This window comes from Streptomyces sp. 4F14 (assembly GCF_048159485.1).
Taxonomy (GTDB): domain Bacteria; phylum Actinomycetota; class Actinomycetes; order Streptomycetales; family Streptomycetaceae; genus Streptomyces.
On the sequence record NZ_JBLRVY010000013.1, the window covers coordinates 69,179 to 89,995 of the forward strand.

The window sequence follows — 20,817 nt, forward strand, 5'->3', positions numbered from 1 at the left end:
GACGCTATGACTTCGAGCGCTCTCGAAGTCAAGACGAAGGAGTCAAGACAGGAGGAGGGCAGCAAAAAGGCAAGGAGCCGAAACGGCTTTCCTTGCCATGCTCAAGTTATAACGCATGGGGGGCCTTGCGGCAAGGCCCCCTCCGTCCCGCACAATCACCGACCTGACCTGTTCCACCTGCGTAAATGGGGGTTGTGGGAATGCGTGTGCTGTTGATGTCGTACGGGTCGCGCGGAGACGTCGAGCCGCTCGCCGCTCTCGCCGCGCGGCTGCGGGCGCGGGGCGCCGAGGTCCGGGTGTGCGTACCGCCGGACGAGGAGTTCGCGCGGCTCCTCGAAGCGGTCGGCGCGGAGGTCGTGCCGTTCGGGATGTCCGTGCGGGCGCTGGTGTCGGGCCCGAAGCCGGCGGACCCTTTCGCGACGGCGAAGGCGCTGGTCGCCGAGCACTTCGAGACGGTCGGCGCGGCGGCCGAGGGCTGTGACGTCCTGCTGGCGACGGGGCTGCTGCCCGCCGGGGCGCGGTCGGTGGCGGACCTGAACGGGATCCCGTACGTGTTCGCGCTGTTCCAGCCGACCTCGCTCCCGTCCCCGCACTACCCGCCGCTGTCGCGGCCGGGCAAGCCGTTCCCGCCGGACGAGAAGGACAACATGGTCCTGTGGGGCCTGGACGGCGAGAAGGTCGACGCCCTGTACGGGGAGGCCGTGAACACCCACCGCGTCAAGCGGGGCCTGCCGCCCCTGACGAACGTCCGCGACCACGTCTTCACCGACCGCCCCTGGCTCGCGGCCGACGAGACCCTCGCCCCGACGGACCGCGACGTCGTCCACACCGGCGCCTGGGTCCTGCCCGACTCCCGCCCGCTCCCGGCCGACGTGACGGCGTTCCTGGAGGCCGGCGAGCCGCCCGTGTACGTCGGTTTCGGCAGCATGGCGCTGCGGGACGCGTCCGCCGAGGTCGCCCGCGCGGCCATCGACGCGGTGCGCGCGCACGGGCGCCGGGTGCTGCTCGCGCGCGGCTGGGCCGAGCTGACGCCGGTCGACGACCAGCCCGACTGCCACGTCGTCGGCGAGATCAACCACCAGGCCCTGTTCCGCCGGGTCGCGGCCGTCGTCCACCACGGGGGCGCCGGGACCACCACGACCGCCACCCTCGCCGGGGCGCCGCAGGTCGTCGTCCCGCAGATCGTGGACCAGCCCTACTGGGCGTCCCGGGTCGCGGCGCTGGGCATCGGGGCCGCGCACGACGGTCCCGTACCGACGTACGAGTCGCTGTCGGCGGCGCTCGGGACGGCGCTGGCGCCGGAGACCGCGGCACGGGCGAAGGCCGTCGCGGGGACGGTGCGGGCGGACGGGGCGGATGTGGCTGCGAAGCTGTTGATCGATGTGGCGGGCTGAGCCACGAAACGTACGGAGTCTTTGATGAACCCCCTCACCACCAGCGCGTTCGACCTTCCCGAGCGGCTGTCCGCGAAGGCCGGGCCGGCGATGGTCGCCGAGGACGAGCGGCACTTCGCGGCCGTCGCCGAGAGTCTCAAAGCGTCGATCGAGGAGACGTCCCGGCTGCTCGACGCCGAGCTGAAGGCGCCCGGCGGGAGCGGGCAGGCCGCCATGGACCGGGACATCGAGGTGCACCGGCTGGGCGCCCGGCTGCGCACGCTCCGGCGCTTCGGCCTCGACCTGTGCCTCGGCCGGATGGTCACCGAGGAGGGGAACCTGTACGTCGGGCGGCTCGGGCTGACCGGTGAGGACGGGCGGCGGCTGCTGATCGACTGGCGCTCCCCCGCCGCCGAACCGTTCTTCGCGGCGACCCACGCCAACCCGATGGGCCTGCTCTCCCGGCGCCGCTACCGCTGGACCGGCGGGCGGGTCGCCGACTACTGGGACGAGGCGTTCACCGCCGACGGCCTCGAACAGGGCGTCGCCCTCGACGACCAGTCCGCGTTCGTCGCGAGCCTCGGCACCAACCGCTCCGAGCGGATGCGGGACGTCCTCGCGACCATCCAGGCCGACCAGGACGCCATCATCCGCGCCGGTTCGCGCGGCGCGCTCGTCGTGGACGGCGGCCCCGGCACCGGCAAGACCGTCGTCGCCCTGCACCGCACCGCGCACCTCCTGTACGCCGACCCGCGGCTCGGGCACCGGCGCGGCGGCGTCCTGTTCGTGGGCCCGCACCGGCCCTACCTCGACTACGTCTCCGACGTGCTGCCGAGCCTCGGCGAGGAGGGCGTGCAGACGTGCATCGTGCGCGACCTGGTCGCCGAGGGCGCCGCCGCGCGGCCCGAGGGCGACCCGGAGGTGGCCCGCCTCAAGGAGTCCGCGCGCCTGGTGCGGGCCGTCGAGAAGGCCGTCCGCTTCTACGAGGAGCCGCCCGCCGAGGGGATGACCCTCGCCGTCGACCGCGTCCTGCTGCCGCTGACCGCCGGCGACTGGGCGGAGGCGTTCGACGCCGTCGAACCGGGCACCCCGCACAACGAGGGCCGCGAGGAGATCTGGGCGAAGCTCGTCGAGATCCTCTGGGACAAGTACGAGGGCGACCTCACGCCCCAGCTGTTCCAGCGGATGCTGCGCCAGATCGAGCCGCTCACCTCGGCGCTCTCGCAGGCGTGGCCGCTGATCGAGGCGGCCGACCTGGTCGGCGACCTGTGGACGGTCCCGGCGTACCTGCGGCTGGCCGCGCCCTGGCTGACCCCCGACGAGGTGCGCCTCCTCCAGCGCACGGACGCGCACGCGTGGACGGTGTCCGACCTGCCCTACCTCGACGCCGCCCGGCAGCGGCTCGGCGACCCCGGCGCGTCCCGGCGACGCCGGCGCCAGGAGGCCGAGGCCGCCGCCGAGCGGGAGTACCGGGCGCAGGTCACAGAAAACCTCCAGCGCAGCGACGACGACTGGGAGGGCATGCTGATGACGATGCTCTCCGGCCAGGACCTCCAGAACTCCCTGGCCACCCCGCAGGCGCCGGTCACCGAACCCGACCTGCTCGCCGGCCCGTTCGCGCACATCGTCGTCGACGAGGCGCAGGAACTCACCGACGCCGAGTGGCAGATGCTGCTCCTGCGCTGCCCGTCCCGCAGCTTCACGATCGTCGGGGACCGGGCGCAGACGCGGCGCGGGTTCACCGAGTCGTGGCAGGAGCGGCTGAAGCGGGTCGGGTTCGACCGGGTCGCCCTGTCCTCCCTCGGCGTCAACTACCGGACGCCGGAGGAGATCATGACCGAGGCCGAGCCCGTGATCCGCGCGGTGCTGCCGGACGCGAACGTGCCGACGTCCGTGCGGAGTTCGGGCGTACCCGTGGTGCGCGGGGCGGTGTCCGGGCTGGAGTCCGTCGTACGCGACTGGCTCGCCGCGCACGACGAGGGGACGGCCTGCGTCATCGGGGCGCCCTGGTACGCCGGGGTCGGCGGACGGGTCCGGTCGCTGTCGCCCGAACTGGTCAAGGGGCTGGAGTTCGACCTCGTCGTCCTCGTCGACCCGGAGCGGTTCGGGGCGGTCGACCACTATGTCGCGATGACGCGGGCCACCCGGCAGCTCGTCGTGCTCAGTTCGTGAGCTCCTGCTTCTTCGACGCGCGCAGGCTCGTGTACGTCGTCACCGCGAGGACCAGGACGATGAACCCGAGGGAGAAGGGGATGCTGATCTCGGGGACGTGCACGCCCGACTCGTGCAGGGCGTGCAGGAACAGCTTCACGCCGATGAAGCCGAGGATGATCGACAGGCCGTAGCTGAGGTGCACCAGCTTCTTCAGCAGGCCGCCGATCAGGAAGTACAGCTGGCGCAGGCCCATCAGCGCGAACGCGTTGGCGGTGAACACGATGTACGGGTCGTCGGTCAGGCCGTAGATCGCGGGGATGGAGTCGAGGGCGAACAGGATGTCCGTGGAGCCGATGGCGAGCATCACGACCAGCATCGGGGTCATGACCCGCTTGCCGTTCTCCTCGATCCACAGTTTGGTGCCGTGGTAGCGGTCGGCGACGCCGAAGCGCTCCTCGACCATCTTCAGCATCTTGCTCTCCTCGTACTCCTCGTCCCCGTGCCCGCCCTTGCGGGCGTCCTGGACGAGCTTCCACGCGGTCCAGATCAGGAAGGCGCCGAAGATGTAGAACACCCACGAGAACGCGGAGATGATCGCCGCGCCGGCCGCGATGAAGCCGGCGCGCAGGACGAGGGCGACCAGGACGCCGACCATCAGCACGCGCTGCTGGTACTGCGGGGGCACCGCGAACTTGGACATGATCAGAACGAAGACGAAGAGGTTGTCGACGCTGAGCGACTTCTCCGTGATGTATCCGGCGAAGAACTCGCCCGCCGACTGGCCGCCGCCGTAGATCCAGATACCGACACCGAACAGGATCGCGAGCACCACCCAGACGATCGTCCAGGTCCCGGCCTCCTTCAGGGAGACCTCGTGCGGCTTTCTGCCGATGAAGAAGTCGACGGCGACCAGGACGCACAAGGCGGCCACGGTCACCAGCCAGACGGTCAGGGTGACGTTCACGAAAGGGGGCTCCTGTACGGCTGTGGGGGTGGCTGTGGGGATTCGCCATGATCCATGAACGGCCGGATTCTTTCCACTTCGATTCGATGAAGAAGCGATCACGGGACGGCAATAAGCCCAGTTCAGACGCGATCCACCCGCCGTCCGGCGGGCAGGATCCGCCGTCCGGCGGTGGCCCCTGGCACCCCCCGTGGCCGGAACATGGTCACTCCACCCACGCCAGGAGTAGCCATGACGACGATGTCACCGCCGCCCTTCGACCCCGAGCTGTCCGCCGCGCTGGAGCTGATCAAGGACGTCATCGGGCCCAGCATCACCATCGACGACGTCCGGGCCATGCGGCGCGGGGAACTGCCCGTCCTCATGCCCGAGACCGACCTCACCCTCGACGGCGCGTTCACCGTCGAGGACCGGGTGGTGCCCGGCCCCGAGGGGGCACCGTCGATCTCCCTCCTCATCTGTACGCCGACGACTCCGCGACCGGCCCGGCCCCGCGCGGTGATCTACCACACCCACGGTGGCGGGATGGTCCTCGGCGACAACCGGACCGGCGTCGACGGGGTCCTCCAGTGGGCGCGCGAACTCGACCTCGTCGTCGTGTCCGTGGAGTACCGCCTCGCCCCCGAACACCCCCACCCGGCGCCCGTCGAGGACGTCTACGCCGGACTCCTGTGGACGGTCGGCCACGCGGACGAGCTGTACGTGGACCCCGAGCGCGTCGTGATCGCCGGGGCGAGCGCCGGAGGCGGCCTCACCGCCGCCCTCGCCCTCCTCCTCCGCGACCGCGAGGGCCCGCGTCCCCTGGGCCAGCTCCTCATGTGCCCGATGCTGGACGACCGCAACGACACCCCGTCCGCCGAGCAGATGGCGGGCCTCGGCATCTGGGACCGCGTCTCCAACGACACCGGCTGGACCGCCCTCCTCGGCCCCACCCGGGGCACCCCCTCCGTCTCCCCCTACGCGGCCCCGGCTCGCGCCACCGACCTTTCCAACCTCCCCCCGGCCTTCATCGACGTCGGCTCCGCCGAGACCTTCCGTGACGAGGACGTCACCTACGCCACCCGCATCTGGCAGTCCGGCGGCATCGCGGAACTCCACGTCTGGCCGGGCGGCTTCCACGGCTTCGACGGCTTCGCCCCACAGGCATCGCTGTCCCAGGCGGCGAAGGAGGCGCAGGTGAGGTGGTTGCGGAGGTTGCTGGCGGAGTAGGGGGCTGTACAGGGTGCGGCGCACGCGGGCAGCGCCTTTCGGGGGGAACGGGGGCGCTGCTCGGGCCGTTGCCGGGGCGGGTGTCCTGGGAGGCGGGCGCCGGATGCCGGGAGCGGGACGGGACGGGGCCGATGGAGGGGGGCCGAGGCGTGCGGTCGTGCGGCGGCAGCCCGCACAGGTTGGGGACGCCCGGGCAAGCCAGGCACGGCCCGTGCGGGCCGGGGGCGACCAGCCTCCGGTGCCGGTCGGTCTTCCGGGACGCGGCCTCCGTCGCCCTCCTGACCCGCTCGCCATGCCCCGGGCGCGGGTGCGTCCGCAGGGTGCCCTGGCTGCTGGTTCCGGGGACTCGCAGTAACCCTGCAACCCTGTCCGCCCCCGGAGGGGTGGCGCATGATGGGGGCATGAAAGAGCTGGCCGGGCGGTTGAGCGCGGTGGATCCGGATGCCGGGGCCGCTGTGGGGGTGATCGCGTACTTCGACCGGCTGGCGGAGGCCCGTGTGGGTGTGGAGGCGTTGGTGCGGGGGGCCGCGGTGCTGGCGGGTGTGCCGGTGCGGCTCGTGGACGAGGAGCGGCGGGTCCGGGTGCGGGTGGATGCGGACGGGGTACGGCGGGACGACGACTCGCCGCCCGACCCGGCCTGGCCCAGCGCCCCGCTGGCGCCCGGCGGGGTTCCGGCGCTGTGGCTGGAGCGGCCGGCCGGCTCGCCCGGCATCGACGCGAGCGACTCACCCGGCGGTCGTCCCACCGCGCCCTCCGGCTTCGACGCGAGCAGCCTGTCCAACGGCCGTTCCACCACCCCGCCCGGCAGCCGTTCCACCACCCCGTCCAACGTCGTCGACGCCGTCATCCTGGAGCGCGCAGCCGGCGTCGTACGCCGTGTCCTGGACCGCACCCGGGGCCGCGCCCCCTCCGACGACCCGGCGCTCGTCGAGACGCTGCTCGATGCCACGGCTCCGGAGCAGACGCGCCTGCACGCGGCCCGGCGTCTCGGCCTCTCCCCCGACGCGTACGCCCGCGTGGTCGCCCCGCTGGACGGTCCCCCGTACGTGGTTCCGGCGCCCCCGGTCCCGGAGACGGCCCCGGGAAGCCGCAGTACCCCCACGGACCCGGGCACGCCGGCCCGCCCCACCCCCGCCGTCCGCGCCGGCGTGGGCCCGGCTCTCCCCCTCCTCGATCTGCCCGTCTCCTGGGCCGCCGCCCGTACCGCTCTGCGGTTCACCTCCGAGGGGACCGCCAAGGATCCCGGCCCGCATGTCGTGTACGCCGAGGATCTCGGCGGTATCGCGCTGCTCGCGGAGACGGTCGTGCCGGGGGCCGAACCCCCGCCGGACGTCAGGGCGTTGGAGCGGGCGGCGGTCGAGGCGCCGTGGATGCTGGCGACGTTGCACGCGGTGGCGTTCACGCAGAGCCTGCGGTCGGCGGCGGCCGAACTGACCGTGCACCACTCGACGTTGCAGGACAGGCTGGCGCACGCGGAACAGTCGCTGGGCTGGCCGGTACGCACCCCGCAGGGCCGCTTCCGTCTGCAACTGGCCCTGACGATGCGGAGGTTGGTGAAACCGTGACCCTCCATTCAACCGATCGGTTGAACCCCCGTTCCACCCCCCGCCCGTCATCCCCTCCGTTCTCCCGACGCGCGCCCGCCCCTCCCCCCGCCAGACTCACGTCAGTTGGACCGCCCGGTCTCCCCTGACGTGCAGAAAGGCCCCCCACCATGCCCAGTTTCCCCAGTCGGCGACGGATTCTCGCGACGAGCGCGGGTGCGGCGCTCGCGGTCGGTGCGATGAGCAGGACGGCGACGGCGGCGCCCTACGGAGGAAGCCGCGAGGAGACACGGAGTCTCGACGAGCTGTACCGCGCGGCCCTCGCGGAGGGCGGCAAGCTCAAGATCTACGCGGGCGGCGACACCCCGACCCAGCGGGACGGGATGAAGGCGGCGTTCGCGAAGGACTTCCCGGAGATCGACCTGACGGTGGTCGTGGACTACAGCAAGTACCACGACGTCCGCGTGGACAACCAGCTGGCGACGGACACCCTCGTCCCTGACGTGGTCCAGCTCCAGACGCTCCAGGACTTCACGCGCTGGAAGGCGCAGGGCCACCTGCTGCCGTACCGCCCGGCGGGCTTCTCGAAGCTGTACGACGCGTTCCGCGACCCGCAGGCCGCGTGGACGGCGGTGGGTGTGATCTCGTTCGGCTTCATGTACGACGTGGCGGCGGCCGGCACGGACGCGCCGCGCACCCCGCAGGACCTGCTGGACCCGCGCTGGAAGGGCAGGATCGCGTCGGCGTACCCGCACGACGACGACGCGGTCCTGTACCTGTTCGCGCTGTACGTGCAGAAGTACGGCTGGGAGTGGGCGGCGAGGTACGCGGCGCAGGACGTCGTGTTCGGCCGGGGCAGCAACTTCCCCGGGGACAACGTCCGTTCGGGCGCGAAGGCGATCGGCGTGGGCGGCGCGGGCGGCGCGCTCGGCACGGGCCCGGTCCGCTGGGTGATGCCGGAGACGGCGCCGTTCATGGCGTGGGGCCAGCGCGCGGCGGTCCTGAAGCGCGCGGCGAACCCGACGGCGGCGAAGCTGTACCTGAACTGGTGCCTGTCGACGGCCCGCCAGCAGGCGTCGTTCAACGGCTGGTCGGTCCGCACGGACGTCACCCCGCCGACGGGCCTGAACCCGGTGTGGACGTACCCGAACGCGAACCTGGACGGCTTCCCGAAGTTCATGGCGGACCGCGCGGGCATCGAGCGCTGGAAGCAGACGTTCGCCCTGTACTTCGGCGAGGTCCGCGGCGAGCCCACCCCGGGCCGGCCGGGCCTGCACCCGGGCGCGTGACCGGAACTCACCTGGCCCCTACACCGGCCCGTTAGACTCGGCGCCCCTCGTCCACCGGCTCAAGGGGTCCCGCCGTGTCCGACCACCGTCCCTCCGCCCCCAGACGGTCCCTGGACCACCTCGCGCACGGCGCGTTCGCGCTCGTCGTCGTCGCGGGGCTGGTCCGGGCGGCCGCGTACGGGGGTCCGCTGTGCCGCGACATCGTGGTGCTGAGCACGCTGCTCGCGCTGGTGTACGGGGTCGGGCTGGCGGCCGGCGGCCGGTGGGGGACGGCCGCGCGGCGCACCTGGGTGGCGGCGCTGGTCGCGCTGTGGACGGGGCTCGTGCTGCGCGCCCCGGTGACGCTGACCGACGCGTACGTGTGGGCGGCGATCCCGCTGGCCTGCGCGGCGCTGCGGGCGCTGGACCGGCGGGCGGCGGGCCTCGCCGTGGGCGTGATCACCGTCTCACTGGTCGGCCAACTGGTGCGCGGCAGCGGCGGTTTCACGCCGGAGGTGCTGATCCCGGTGGCGGCGGTGTGGGGGACGGTCGCGCTGTACGGCGCGTTGCAGCGGGAGGCGGACCGACGGCGGCTGCTGGTCGAGGAGTTGAGGGCGACGCGCGAGGAACTCGCCCGACAGCAGCGCAGGGCCGGGGTGTTGACGGAGCGGGAGCGCATCGCGCGGGACCTGCACGACACGCTGGCGCAGGAACTCGCGGGCGGCGTCATGCTGTTGCAGGCGGCGGAGCGGGACTGGCGGGAGCGTCCGGATGTCGCGCTGACACGTGTCCGGGCGGCGGCGGACGGTCTGCACGCGAACCTCGCGGAGACCCGCCGCATCATCAGCGACCTCACCCCGTCGGCGGTCGCGGAGGCCGGACTCGCGGGCGCGCTGCGGCTGTTGTGCGAGCGCGCGGAGACGGAGGGCGCGGCGGCGCGGGTCCGGTTCCGAGCAACAGGGGCCGCGTGTCCGGCACTTGACCGGCAGGCGACGGCGACCCTGTTCCGGGTCGCGCAGGGCACGCTGGCGAACATCCGTGAGCACGCCCGCGCGGTGAACGTCCACGTCACGCTCCATCAGCGGCCGGACGGCGCCGAGTTGGAGATCCGGGACGACGGCCGCGGGTTCGCGGAGCTGCCCGACCGCCCTGGACCGTCGCGGGGTTACGGCCTGCCGGCGGCGCGGGCGCGGCTGCGGGAGTGCGGGGGTGTCCTGGACGTGCGCAGCGCGCCGGGGCACGGCACGCGGGTGTGCGCGTCGATCCCGGTTCCGGCCGAGAAGGTCCTCGACGAGGCGGTCCGGTGACGGTGCTGCGGCTGCTGCTCGCCGACGACCACACCGTCGTCCGCGCGGGTCTGCGCGCCCTGCTGGAGGGGGAGGCGGATCTCGTCGTCGCCGGGGAGGCGGGGAGCGGGGAGGAAGCGGTGCGGCTGGCCGCCGAGTTGGCGCCGGACGTGGTGCTGATGGACCTGCGGTTCGCGGGGGCCGCCGGGATCGACGGGGTGGAGGCCGTACGCCGGCTGCGGGCGGAAGCTCCCGGGGTGGCCGCGGTGATGCTGACGAGCTACTCCGGACGCGCCGACGTCGTACGGGCGTTGGAGGCGGGGGCCCGGGGGTACGTCCTGAAGGCGGGCCCTCCGCAGGACCTGTTCCGGGCCGTACGCGGCGCCGCCGCCGGGGCGCTCGGGCTCGCGCCGGAGCTGGTGGGGGCGCTCGTCGGCGAAGAGCCGGACCGGGAGCGGGAGTTGACGGCCCGTGAGATCGGCGTCGTCCGGCTGCTGGCTCAGGGGCACGGGAACCGGGGGATCGCGCAGACGCTGTTCCTGAGCGAGGCGACGGTGAAGACGCATCTCGTGCGCATCTACCGGAAACTGGGGGTCGACAACCGGGCGTCGGCGGTGTCGGAGGCGGTACGGCGGGGTGTGCTGGACCTGTCGTGAGGGCCGCTGACGAGGGCCTGACGTGAACGCCGGTCGCGCGGGCCGACGCGAAGGCTCCGCCCGGGCCCCTCGCGCCAAGGGCCCGCGAGCGCGCCTCCGGTGAAGAGACGCTCGCTCGCGAGCCCTGGTGTGTGCGGTGCCCCGCCGGCATCCGTGGGTCAGACTCGGGCCTGCTCCGGCTCCTGCGCCGGGTCCGTCTTCTCCGTGCCGTCCGCCTGCGGCTTCGCCGCCGGGATGACCGCCGCGATGCCGGCCGAGACGAGGGCGAGGACGCCGCCGACCATGAGGGCCGTGCGGAAGCCGTCCTCGGAGGCGAAGGTGTGGCCGCCGAGCGTCGTCGTCATCTGGGAGAGGATCACGCCGATGACGGCCGAGCCGATCGAGGTGCCGAGGGCGCGCATCAGGGTGTTGAAGCCGTTCGCGGCGGCCGTCTCCGACGCCGGGACGCTGCTCATGATGAGCGCGGGCATCGCGCCGTAGGCGAGGCCGACGCCGCTGCTGGTGATGATCGTGACGACCATCAGGCCGGCCGCCGAGCCCATCAGGGCGAGCGAGGCGCCGTACCCGGCCGCGAGGACGAGCGCGCCGCAGACCAGGGTGAACTTGGGGCCGCGCGCGTTGGTGAGCTTTCCGCCGAGCGGCGAGACCAGCATCATCATGACGCCGCCGGGCGCCATCCACAGACCGGCCGCCAGCATCGACTGGCCGAGGCCGTAGCCGGTCTCCTTCGGGAACTGGAGGAGCTGCGGCAGGACCAGCATCGAGGCGTACATGCCGAAGGCGATGAACACGGACGCGGCGTTGGTGAGCAGGACGCGCGGGCGGGCCGTCGTACGCAGGTCGACCAGCGGGTCCTTCGTCCGCGTCTCCCAGAACCCCCACGCGCCCAGCGCGACGACCGCCGCCGCGAACAGGCCGAGCACCGAGCCCGAACCCCAGCCCCAGTCACCGCCCTTGGAGACCGCCAGCAGCAGCGCGACGAGCCCGATGCCGAGCCCGATCGCCCCGGGCGCGTCGAACCGCTGCCCCTTCGCGCCCGCCGGGACGTTCGGGACCAGGAACCAGATCAGTACGGCCACGGCGGCGGCCAGCGTCGCCGAGCCCCAGAACAGGACGCGCCAGCTCGCGTACTCCGCGACCGCCGCGGCGATCGGCAGACCGATCGCGCCGCCGATCCCCATCGACGCGCTCACCAGGGCTATCGAGCCGCTCAGCTTCTCCGTCGGGACGACGTCCCGCAGCAGCGCGATGCCGAGCGGGACCATGCCCATCCCCATGCCCTGGAGGCCACGGCCGACGATCATCGTCACGACGTCCGAGGCCAGCGCGCACACGATCGAGCCGACGACCAGCGGGATCGAGCAGGCCAGCAGCATCGGTCGCTTCCCGACCAGGTCTCCCAGACGGCCGACCACGGGGACGCACACCGCCGAGACCAGCAGGGTGACCGTGATCACCCACGCCGCGTTCGACGACGACGTGTCCAGGATCTTCGGCAGCTCCGCGATCAGCGGGGTGACCAGCGTCTGCATGATCGCCGCGGTCGTGCCGGCGAAGGCGAGCGTGGCGACCACGGCGCCCGAGCGGGGTGTGGGCCGGGCCGTGGGCTGGGGGGCGTCCATTCGAGGACTCCACTTTCTCTCAGGATGCGGGGCGCCTCGGAGGCGCTCGGGGTGAAGGATGTGCATCGTACATGTCGTATGTATCAAGCATGTGATCTGTCCTTCGCCGTGTGCCAGGATTGATCCATGGAGACGCCCACTCATCAGGTCGAGTACGAGCAGATGCTGCTCAGCCGCCACTCGTTCATGAGCAAGCGGGGTGGGCGGCGGACCGACGGGGTCATGGAGCGCAGCGCGTACATCATGCTGAGCCGGATCCGGATGCAGGGGCCCATGTCCATCGGGGAGCTGAGCGAGGCGTTCGGGCTCGACGCGTCGACGTTGAACCGGCAGACCGCTGCGGCGTCCCGTGCGGGGCTGTTGGAGCGGATTCCTGATCCCGACGGGGGGATGGCGCGGAAGTTCCGGCTCACGGAGGAGGGTGAGCGGCTGCTGGATCAGGAGCGCCGGGGGATTGTGGAGGTGCTGGACCGGGTGATGGGGGACTGGTCGGATGAGGACATCGCCGTGTTCGCGGGGTATTTGAGGCGGTTCAACAACGGGATCGAGGCGATTGCGGGACGGCCGTGGCCTCGGGAGGGGTAGTCCTTCGGCTGCGGGCCCGCTGTGGCTGATCGCGCAGTTCCCCGCGCCCCTGGAGGATGGCGGCTTCGCCGCCGATCCTCCAGGGGCGCGGGGCTGTACACGCAAGCGCGCCCCTGAAAAGACCGGCGCTTGCGCCGTCTTTTCAGGGGCGCGGGGAACTGCGCGACCAGCCACGACGCACCCGCAGCCGGCCTCCTAGATCGCCGCCGCTGCCGCCTTCCCCGCCTGGCGGCCCGAGAACAGGCAGCCTCCGAGGAACGTACCTTCCAGTGAGCGGTAGCCGTGGACCCCGCCTCCGCCGAAGCCCGCCACCTCACCCGCCGCGTACAGACCCGGAATTGGGGCACCCGCCGCGTTCAGGACCCTGCCCGAGAGGTCCGTCTGAAGGCCGCCCAGTGTCTTGCGGGTCAGGATGTTCAGGTGGACCGCGATCAGCGGCCCCGCAGACGAGTCCAGGATCTTGTGCGCCGACGCCGTACGGCTGATGCTGTCGCCGGGGTAGGCCAGCGCGTTGCGGATGCCCATCACCTGGACGTCCTTCGTGTACGGGTTGTCGATCTCCCGGTCGCGCGCCTCGATCTGGCGTTTGAGGTCGGCGAGGTCGATGAGGTTCTCGCCGGTCAACTTGTTCATGCCGGCGACGAGTTCGGGCAGCGTCGACGCGACCACGAAGTCCGCGCCCTTCTCCTTGAACTTCTCGATCGGCTCGGGCGACTGCCAGATCCGGGAGAGGAGTTTCCAGATGTCCTTGTTCGTGAGGTCGGGGTTCTGCTCCGACCCCGAGAGGGCGAACTCCTTCGCCAGGATCTTCTGGGTCGTGACGAACCACGAGTAGTCGTACCCGGAGTCGGTGATCGTCTTGAGCGTGTGGAGCGTGTCGTACCCGGGAATGTCGGGCGTGTCGAACCGCTTGCCCTTCGCGTCGAACCACATCGAGGACGGCCCGGGGAGGATCCGGATGCCGTGGCCGGGCCAGATGGGCGCGTAGTTGCGCAGCCCCTCCGTGTAGTGCCACATACGGTCGGGGTTGACGATGCGCCCGCCCGCCTTCTGGGTGATCCCGAGCATGCGGCCGTCGACGTGCGCGGGCACCCCCGTGATCATCGACTTCGGCGGATTCCCCATCCGGGCGGGCCAGTTGGCGCGTACGAGGTCGTGATTCGCGCCGATACCACCGGAGGTGACGATGACGACGGGCGCGCGCAGCTCGAAGTCGCCGACGACGGTACGCGAACTGGCCGTCCCCCGCGCCGCGTTGGAGGGTTCGAGGAGAGCGCCCCGCACCCCGGTGACCGTACCGTTCGTGACGATCAGCTCGTCGACCCGGTGCCGGAACTTGAACGTGACCTTGCCCGAGGAGACGCCCGCGCGGACCTTCTTCTCGAAGGGTTCGACGACGGCGGGCCCGGTGCCCCAGGTGACGTGGAAGCGCGGTACGGAGTTGCCGTGCCCGGTCGCGAGCCCGCCCCCGCGTTCCGCCCAGCCGACGATCGGGAACCACTGGACGCCGAGCCCGGCGAGCCAGGACCGCTTCTCGCCGGACGCGAAGTCGACGTACGCCTCGGCCCACTTGTACGCCCAGTGGTCCTGCCCGGCCGGGTCGGTGACGTCCCGGTCGAAGCCGGCCGTACCGAGCCAGTCCTGCCACGCGAGGTCGCGGCTGTCCTTGATGCCCATCAGCCGCTGTTCGTCGGAGTCGACGAAGAACAGGCCGCCGAACGACCAGAACGCCTGCCCGCCGAGGCTCGCCTCGGGCTCCTGGTCGAGGAGGAGCACCTTCCGTCCGGCGGCGACGAGTTCGGACGTGGCGACGAGACCGGCGAGGCCGTGTCCGACGACGATCGCGTCCGCGTCCTGCGCCTCGGCGGCGAACGACGGCGCGGCGAGGGACTGCGCGAGGGCGGCACCGGCGACGACGCCGCCGGCCACGGTCATCACTCGGCGGCGGGAGGGGTGCTCCACAGGCTCCATGGGCTTCCTTCCGGGTACGGCTCGCGTCGGCGCGAGCCGTGCGGGGACGGGGAGGGGTGCTGCGGGGGGTGGCAGGGTACGGCGGGGTTGCTGCGGGGTGCGGCTGGGTACGGCGGTTGCCGCCGCGGGGGCGCGGCGAGTGGTGCCGTGGCGGTACGCCGGTGTCGCCACCGACATATGACGTGTCGCCACGGGGAGTTCAGAGGGTGTTGCGGCCGGACCCACCCCTGTTACCTTCGGTAGCCCACAGGAAATCAGGTCGTCACCCTGATCCGGTAGTGGCCGGGCGGCAACAGGAACTCCCCTTCGTTGTGGCCCGGACACAGTGTCCGGACGAGCGAAGGGGGCCCATGAGCGTCCGCCCCGGACCCGAACCGGTCGCCGGGATCCTGCGCGGCATGGCCGACGACACGGACGTGTGCCGTGAACTCGTCACCGCGGCCCGCAGGCGCTCCCCGGAACTGGCCCGCCTCACCGAGGAGGAGACCCGCTCGCACGCGACGGCGATGCTGCGGGCGGCGGGCGCGTGGTTCGCGGCCCTGGAGCACCCGGATCCCCTCGACGCACCCGGCGCGGCCCCCTCCGGCCTCTCCGGCACACCGCACCCGCCCGGCACCTCCGGGGCCCGACCGTCCTCCGACACCCCGCGCCGGCCCGGCGCCCCCGGCCCGTCCGGTTCCCTAGGCCCATCCAGCCCTTCCAGCCCTTCCAGCTCCCCCAGCCCTTCCCATTCCCCCGGCCCGTCCAACCCCTCCGACTCCCTCGACCCCTTCGACTCGCCGGGCCCCTTCACCTACCCCGACTCCCCCGACTCTCTCGACGAACAGGACTTCACCGCGGCCCTGTTGCTCGGCGCCGACCGCGCGGCCCAGGGCGTCCCGATGACCGTCGTGCTGCGCGGCGTACAGGCGGCCCTCACCCGCGCCGCCGAGATCACCGTCGACCGCTGCCGCTCCGCGGGCATCCCGGACCGGGCCCAACTCCACGTCGTGCTCCGCCTGAAGGAGTACGGCGATGCGCTGGAACGCCAGGTCATCAACGGCTACCGGGCAGCCGAACGCGAGACCCCCCGCGGCACCGGCGCCGCCCGCACCCGCCTCCTGCGCCAGGTCCTGCTGGGCGGCGCGCTCCCTCCGCTCACCGAACTCGGCCGCGCCGGTATACGACCCGGCGCCGACGGGCTCTACCACTGCCTGGCGGCGGACAACACCGCCCTCCCCGGCACCCCCGCGGCAACAGCCCTCCTGGACGGCCGACTTGCCGCCCTCTCCCCCCTCCCCCCGACCCCGGACCAACTGGAACCCGGCGCACTGGTCGTCGTGGCCCCGGCCGCCCCCCTCGCCGACCTCCCCGAGCTGTACCGCCTGTGCGTCAAGGCAGTCGACCTCCTCCGCCGCCAGAGCCGCCACGGCCTCCACGAACTCACCGACCTCGCAGCGGAGTTGGCCCTCTCCGAACAACCCTTGCTGGGCGCCCACGTAACAACCCGCCTCCTCGGCGCCCTGAACCCCACCGACGACTTCCACCGCCAACTAGCCCTGACCGCCCTCACCTTCCTCGACCTGGGCCGCCGCCTCGACCAGACCGCCGCCGCCCTCTTCACCCACCCCAACACCATCCGCTACCGCCTGGCCCGCCTCCAGCAGATCACCGGCAGCTCCCTGAGCACCGGATCAGGCGCCCACACGGAAACACTCCACTGGTGGTGGGCACTGACGACCTGGCTGGGCGAGGAGCGGACGGCGGACGCGACGTACGAGGACGCGGGATAGTTGAGGGAACCGAGTTACAGGACAAGGGGCGTCATAGGTGAACGGGGTTTCGGCGGAGTTGATTCGTACCGGGCGGCTGGAGTTGGTGCCTTTGCGGGTCGAGTACGCCGAGGAGATGGCGGGGGTGCTGGCCGATCCGGCGTTGCACGTGTTCATCGGTGGGGCGCCGGAGACGGTGGAGGAACTGCGGGGGCGGTACCGGCGGTTGGTCGTGGGGTGTCCCGAGCCCGGTGTCTCGTGGTTGAACTGGGTGATCCGGCTGCGGGAGGAGGGGTGTCTGGTGGGGACCGTGCAGGCGACGGTCGTGCCCGGGGGCGTCGCCGAGGTCGCGTGGGTCGTGGGGACGCCGTGGCAGGGGCGGGGGATCGCGGGCGAGGCGGCCAAGGGGCTGGTGAGGTGGCTCGGGAAGGTGCCGGTTCGGGCCGTCGTCGCGCATGTTCATCCCGAGCATGCCGCGTCCGCGGCCGTGGCGGCGGGGGCAGGGCTCGTCGCCACCGGGGAGTGGCACGAGGGGGAGATGCGGTGGCGGCGGAGCATGGCCGCCGAGGGGGACGTGTGAGCTGGGGTCCGTCGATCTACCGGTTCGCCGAGGGCGGGGAGAGCACCGTTCCGCCCGATCCGGCCGTCGTACGGGACGTTCTCGGGCCGTACGCGGTGGTGGAGCCGTCGGACGCGGAGTACTGGGTGCGCGCGGAGGACGGCGGCGAGGCGGAGTTCTTCGTCGACGCGTACGGGATCACGGTGGAACGCCCGCAGCCGGGTGGGGTGTTCGGCCTCGTCGCCGAACTCGCGGTGCGGCTCGGTGCGGTGGTGGTCGAGCCCGGCGGTCACGTCGCGTGCCGCGCGCAGGAGGATGTCGCGCGTCTGCCGGAGAGCCTGCGGGAGGGGGCGATCGTCATCGAGATGACGGGGCCGGCGCTCGAAGCCGCCCTCACGAACGCCTGAGGAATCCTCAAGCGCGGGCCACCGACCGGGAGTTGCGTTCCCCGGATGACCTCCCTCACCACCGACCGCCTCCACCTCCGCCTCTTCACCCCGGACGACCCCGACGAGGTCACCCGCTATCTGTACCGGCCGCCACTCAGCCGGGAGGAGTGCGAACGCCCGGCAGACCGAGATCGGCTGGGTCTTCAACCCCGCGTACGGCGGCCGGGGTTACGCCACGGAAGCGTCTCGGCATGCGCCGGGAGGCCCACCTGATCGAGAACGACGTCAACGGGGAGAGCTGGGGCAGCGAGTACGTGTACGCGATGCTGGGGAGGGAGTGGGGGAACACAGCGCGGGCACGGCCCGAACCCCCTGTGTGATAGCTTCCCAGGGCCAGTCGAACCCACGTGCGTGCAGGTGAGCGCACGGGTCAGGGAATCCGGTGGGACTCCGGAGCTGACGCGCAGCGGTGAGGGTGACGGGCGGGGCAGCAGGCCACTGGACGGTGTGTCCGGGAAGGCGCCCCGGCTGGACGATCCCGAGTCCGAAGACCTGCTGGCGGCTTCCGGCCGGGACCGCGGTCGGGAGTGCGACCGTACGACCGGGCTTCGCGTACGAGCCCTCGACGCCGAAGGAAGCTCTGTGCGACTCGCACGTCCTGCTGTGCCGGCTCTCATGTCCGTTGTCCTCGCCGCGGGGTGCGGCACGTCCTCCGACGGGAGCGAGGCGACCGCGGCCGACGCCGTCACCCTCACGAACTGCGGGCAGAAGGTCACCGTCGACAGCCCGCCCAAGCGCGCGGTGTCCCTGAACCAGGGCACGACGGAGATCATGCTGTCCCTGGGCCTCGCGGACCGCATGGTCGGCACGGCGACCTGGACGGACCCGGTGTCCAAGGGCCTGGAGAAGGAGAACGCGAAGGTCGAGCGCCTCGCGGACAACGCCCCTTCGCTGGAGACGGTCCTCGACACGGAGCCGGACTTCGTGGCGGCGTCGTTCGCGTCGACGCTCGGCAAGGGCGGTGTGGCCCCGAGGAAGCAGTTCGAGAAGCTGGGCGTACCGACGTACCTGTCCCCCTCGGACTGCGTGGGCAAGGACAACGACGGTGACGGCGACGGCGCCCGCACCCAGCCGCTGGCGCTCGACGCGATCTACGGCGAAGTCCTGGACCTGGCACGGCTGTTCGGCGTGCAGGAGCGCGGCGAGAAGCTGGTCGCGGACCTCAAGGGCCGTGTGCAGAAGGCGACTTCGGGCCTCAAGGCGCAGGACGTCACCCTGCTCTACTGGTTCGCGAACTCCCAGTCCCCCTACCTCGCGGGCTGCTGCGGGGCCCCCGGCGTCATCACCCGCACGCTGGGCGCGAAGAACGTCTTCGACGACACCAAGGACGAATGGCCGCAGGTGAGTTGGGAGACGGTCGCGGACCGTGACCCGGCGGTCCTGGTGATCGGCGACCTGACGCGCAAGCAGCAGACGGCGGAGACGGCCGCGAAGAAGATCGAGTTCCTGGAGTCGAACCCGGTCACGAAGAACATGACGGCGGTCAAGGGGAAGCGGTACGTCCTGCTGTCGGGCCAGGCCATGAACCCGACGATCCGTACGGTCGAGGGCATCGAGAAGGTCGCGGCGGCGCTGCGGACGTACGGCCTGTCCAGGTGACCCGGGGTCTCCTGCTGGGCGCGGGCGGCCTCGCGGTGCTCGCCGCCTCGGTCGCGCTGGCGATCACTATCGGCCCGGCGGACATCGCGGTCGCGGACGTGTGGGCGTCGGTGGCGTCCCATCTGGGCTGGGGCCACACGGAGTTGAGCCCGCTGCGGGACGGCATCGTGTGGAACCTGCGCCTGCCGCGCACGCTCCTCGCGGCGGTGTGCGGCGCCGGGCTCGCGGTGTGCGGCGCGGTGATGCAGTCGCTGCTGCGCAACCCGCTCGCGGACCCCTTCGTCCTCGGCGTCTCCTCGGGCGCCTCGACGGGCGCGGTCGTCATCGTCGTCCTCGGCGCGGGCGGCGGCCTGGTCTCCGTGTCGGGCGGCGCGTTCATCGGCGCGGTGCTGTCGTTCGGCCTGGTCCTGCTGCTGAGCCACACGCTGGGCGGCACGACGGACCGGGTGGTCCTCGCGGGGGTCGCGGCGATGCAGCTCTTCTCCGCGCTGACGTCGTTCATCGTGATGACGGCGGCGGACGCGGAGACCACGAAGGGCATCCTGTTCTGGCTGCTGGGTTCGCTGAGCGGCGCGGACTGGACGGACGTCACGGTCGGTACGGCGATCCTGGCGGCGGCGCTGCTGGTCTGCGTCGGCCAGGCGCGCACGCTGGACGCGTTCGCGTTCGGGCAGGACGCGGCGGCGTCGCTGGGCGTCTCCGTGGCCCGTACCCGCCTGGTCCTGCTGTGTACGACGGCCCTGCTGACGGCGGCCCTGGTCAGCTCGGCGGGTGCGATCGGCTTCGTCGGCCTGGTCCTCCCGCACGCGACGCGCGCCCTGACCGGCCCGGGCCACACGCGCCTGCTTCCGGCGACGGCGCTGGCGGGCGCGGTGTTCCTGGTGTGGGTCGACACGCTGGCCCGCACGGTGCTGTCCCCGCAGGAGGTCCCGGTGGGGGTCGTGACGTCGCTGATCGGTGTCCCGGCGTTCGTGGCGGTGCTGTACCGGACGAAGGGCGCGCGATGACCGGCCTGAACGCCGACCGGGTACGCCGTACGGCGGGCGGCACCCTGATCCTCGACGGCGTCACCCTCACGCCCCGCCCGGGCCGGGTCACCGGCCTGCTGGGCCCGAACGGCTCCGGCAAGTCCACGCTCCTGCGGATCCTCGCGGGCGTCCTGGCCCCCGACGCGGGCACGGTCACCCTGGACGGGCGCCCGCTGCCGGAGGTGGGCCGCAGGGCGGTCGCCCGCCGGGTCGCGGTCGTCGAGCAGCAGGCGGACACGCAGGTCGCGCTGTCGGTCGTGGACGTCGTACGGCTGGGCCGGATCCCGCACCGCAGGGCGTGGGCCCCGGCCGCGCCGGGGGACGAGGACGCCGTGCGGACGGCGCTGGAGCGCACCGGCCTGACCGACAAGGCGGACCGGCCCTGGCACTCTCTGTCGGGCGGTGAACGCCAGCGGGTGCACATCGCCCGCGCGCTCGCGCAGGACCCTCGCGAACTCCTCCTCGACGAACCGACCAACCACCTGGACATCCAGCACCAGTTGGCCCTGATGACCCTGATCACGGAACTGAAGGTGACGACGGTCGTCGCCCTGCACGACCTGAACCTCGCGGCGATGTACTGCGACCGCCTGGCGGTCCTGAAACAGGGCCGGGTCGTCGCGGCCGGCACACCCGCCGAGGTCCTGACGGAGTCACTCGTGGCGGACGTGTACGGCGTGCGCGCCACCGTCACCGAGGAGGCGCGGGACGGCCGGCCGCACATCCGCTTCCTGGGCCCGGCGTAAGCGGAACGGCCTCAAGAAGGCAGCCCCAAGGAAGCGGCGTGAGCCGGGCGCAC

Annotated in this window: 18 protein-coding genes and 1 riboswitch; of the genes, 15 read left to right on the forward strand and 3 right to left on the reverse strand. The window is 72.4% G+C overall.

The window, feature by feature from the left end:
* Nucleotides 1-200: 200 nt before the first annotated feature.
* Together ACLZOT_RS23265 and helR are read left to right on the forward strand one after the other, a co-directional pair.
* Entirely contained in the window at nucleotides 201-1,394 is a 1,194-nt protein-coding gene (locus tag ACLZOT_RS23265) for a glycosyltransferase (protein ID WP_416970958.1), read from the forward strand.
* A 24-nt stretch (nucleotides 1,395-1,418) separates the two neighbouring features.
* Nucleotides 1,419-3,545: an RNA polymerase recycling motor ATPase HelR gene (gene helR, locus ACLZOT_RS23270; RefSeq protein ID WP_416970959.1), complete on the forward strand. Its 2,127-nt coding sequence runs from the start codon at nucleotides 1,419-1,421 to the stop codon at nucleotides 3,543-3,545.
* Here the strand turns inward: helR and ACLZOT_RS23275 are convergent.
* Nucleotides 3,535-4,491: a TerC family protein gene (locus ACLZOT_RS23275; protein WP_416970960.1), complete on the reverse strand. Its 957-nt coding sequence runs from the start codon at nucleotides 4,489-4,491 to the stop codon at nucleotides 3,535-3,537. The two genes, helR and ACLZOT_RS23275, sit on opposite strands and share 11 nt — an antisense overlap.
* Nucleotides 4,492-4,722: 231 nt before the next feature.
* On the opposite strand from ACLZOT_RS23275, the gene ACLZOT_RS23280 reads away from it, so the two are divergent.
* The 5 genes from ACLZOT_RS23280 (at nucleotide 4,723) to ACLZOT_RS23300 (ending at nucleotide 10,454) form a co-directional block, all read left to right on the forward strand.
* Entirely contained in the window at nucleotides 4,723-5,700 is a 978-nt protein-coding gene (locus tag ACLZOT_RS23280) for an alpha/beta hydrolase (protein ID WP_416970961.1), read from the forward strand.
* Nucleotides 5,701-6,101: 401 nt separating this feature from the next.
* Entirely contained in the window at nucleotides 6,102-7,265 is a 1,164-nt protein-coding gene (locus tag ACLZOT_RS23285) for a helix-turn-helix domain-containing protein (protein WP_416970962.1), read from the forward strand.
* Nucleotides 7,266-7,414: 149 nt separating this feature from the next.
* Nucleotides 7,415-8,533 (forward strand): ABC transporter substrate-binding protein, encoded by a 1,119-nt coding sequence (locus ACLZOT_RS23290; protein ID WP_416970963.1) that lies wholly within the window; start codon nucleotides 7,415-7,417, stop codon nucleotides 8,531-8,533.
* Between the two features lie 74 nt (nucleotides 8,534-8,607).
* On the forward strand, nucleotides 8,608-9,819 hold the full coding sequence (locus ACLZOT_RS23295) for a sensor histidine kinase (RefSeq protein WP_416970964.1): 1,212 nt from the start codon (nucleotides 8,608-8,610) through the stop codon (nucleotides 9,817-9,819).
* Nucleotides 9,816-10,454, forward strand: a complete 639-nt coding sequence (locus ACLZOT_RS23300; RefSeq protein ID WP_416970965.1) for a response regulator — start codon at nucleotides 9,816-9,818, stop codon at nucleotides 10,452-10,454. Before ACLZOT_RS23295 ends, ACLZOT_RS23300 begins: the two co-directional genes overlap by 4 nt.
* A gap of 158 nt (nucleotides 10,455-10,612) precedes the next feature.
* On the opposite strand, the gene ACLZOT_RS23305 is transcribed toward ACLZOT_RS23300, so the two are convergent.
* Nucleotides 10,613-12,076, reverse strand: a complete 1,464-nt coding sequence (locus ACLZOT_RS23305; protein WP_416970966.1) for an MFS transporter — start codon at nucleotides 12,074-12,076, stop codon at nucleotides 10,613-10,615.
* Between the two features lie 126 nt (nucleotides 12,077-12,202).
* Here ACLZOT_RS23305 and ACLZOT_RS23310 point away from each other — a divergent pair, with 126 nt between their 5' ends.
* Nucleotides 12,203-12,661, forward strand: coding sequence for a MarR family winged helix-turn-helix transcriptional regulator (locus ACLZOT_RS23310; protein WP_416970967.1), 459 nt, complete (start codon nucleotides 12,203-12,205; stop codon nucleotides 12,659-12,661).
* A gap of 195 nt (nucleotides 12,662-12,856) precedes the next feature.
* Here ACLZOT_RS23310 and ACLZOT_RS23315 read toward each other — a convergent pair whose 3' ends face one another.
* Complete coding sequence (locus tag ACLZOT_RS23315; protein ID WP_416970968.1) at nucleotides 12,857-14,632, reverse strand: FAD-binding dehydrogenase; 1,776 nt, start codon at nucleotides 14,630-14,632, stop codon at nucleotides 12,857-12,859.
* A 350-nt stretch (nucleotides 14,633-14,982) separates the two neighbouring features.
* Between ACLZOT_RS23315 and ACLZOT_RS23320 the strand changes: the two genes are divergently transcribed.
* The 7 genes from ACLZOT_RS23320 to ACLZOT_RS23350 all read left to right on the forward strand — a co-directional run bounded on the left by ACLZOT_RS23320 (nucleotide 14,983) and on the right by ACLZOT_RS23350 (nucleotide 20,764).
* On the forward strand, nucleotides 14,983-16,404 hold the full coding sequence (locus ACLZOT_RS23320) for a PucR family transcriptional regulator (protein WP_416970969.1): 1,422 nt from the start codon (nucleotides 14,983-14,985) through the stop codon (nucleotides 16,402-16,404).
* Between the two features lie 37 nt (nucleotides 16,405-16,441).
* Nucleotides 16,442-16,963 carry a GNAT family N-acetyltransferase gene (locus ACLZOT_RS23325; protein ID WP_416970970.1) on the forward strand — a complete coding sequence of 174 codons (522 nt, stop codon included), beginning with the start codon at nucleotides 16,442-16,444 and terminating at the stop codon, nucleotides 16,961-16,963.
* A complete protein-coding gene (locus ACLZOT_RS23330; RefSeq protein WP_416970971.1) occupies nucleotides 16,960-17,349 on the forward strand; it encodes a hypothetical protein in 390 nt (129 codons plus the stop codon). The genes ACLZOT_RS23325 and ACLZOT_RS23330 overlap by 4 nt, the downstream gene beginning before the upstream one ends.
* A gap of 233 nt (nucleotides 17,350-17,582) precedes the next feature.
* The gene (locus tag ACLZOT_RS23335; RefSeq protein ID WP_416970972.1) at nucleotides 17,583-17,711 is read left to right on the forward strand and encodes a hypothetical protein; all 129 of its coding nucleotides are present in this window, start codon (nucleotides 17,583-17,585) and stop codon (nucleotides 17,709-17,711) included.
* Nucleotides 17,709-17,906, forward strand: a riboswitch (cobalamin riboswitch). Its footprint overlaps the gene before it by 3 nt.
* A 100-nt stretch (nucleotides 17,907-18,006) precedes the next feature.
* Nucleotides 18,007-18,990: an ABC transporter substrate-binding protein gene (locus ACLZOT_RS23340; RefSeq protein WP_416970973.1), complete on the forward strand. Its 984-nt coding sequence runs from the start codon at nucleotides 18,007-18,009 to the stop codon at nucleotides 18,988-18,990.
* On the forward strand, nucleotides 18,987-19,997 hold the full coding sequence (locus ACLZOT_RS23345; RefSeq protein WP_416970974.1) for a FecCD family ABC transporter permease: 1,011 nt from the start codon (nucleotides 18,987-18,989) through the stop codon (nucleotides 19,995-19,997). The genes ACLZOT_RS23340 and ACLZOT_RS23345 overlap by 4 nt, the downstream gene beginning before the upstream one ends.
* Entirely contained in the window at nucleotides 19,994-20,764 is a 771-nt protein-coding gene (locus tag ACLZOT_RS23350) for an ABC transporter ATP-binding protein (RefSeq protein ID WP_416970975.1), read from the forward strand. Before ACLZOT_RS23345 ends, ACLZOT_RS23350 begins: the two co-directional genes overlap by 4 nt.
* The last annotated feature ends 53 nt before the right edge of the window (nucleotides 20,765-20,817 follow it).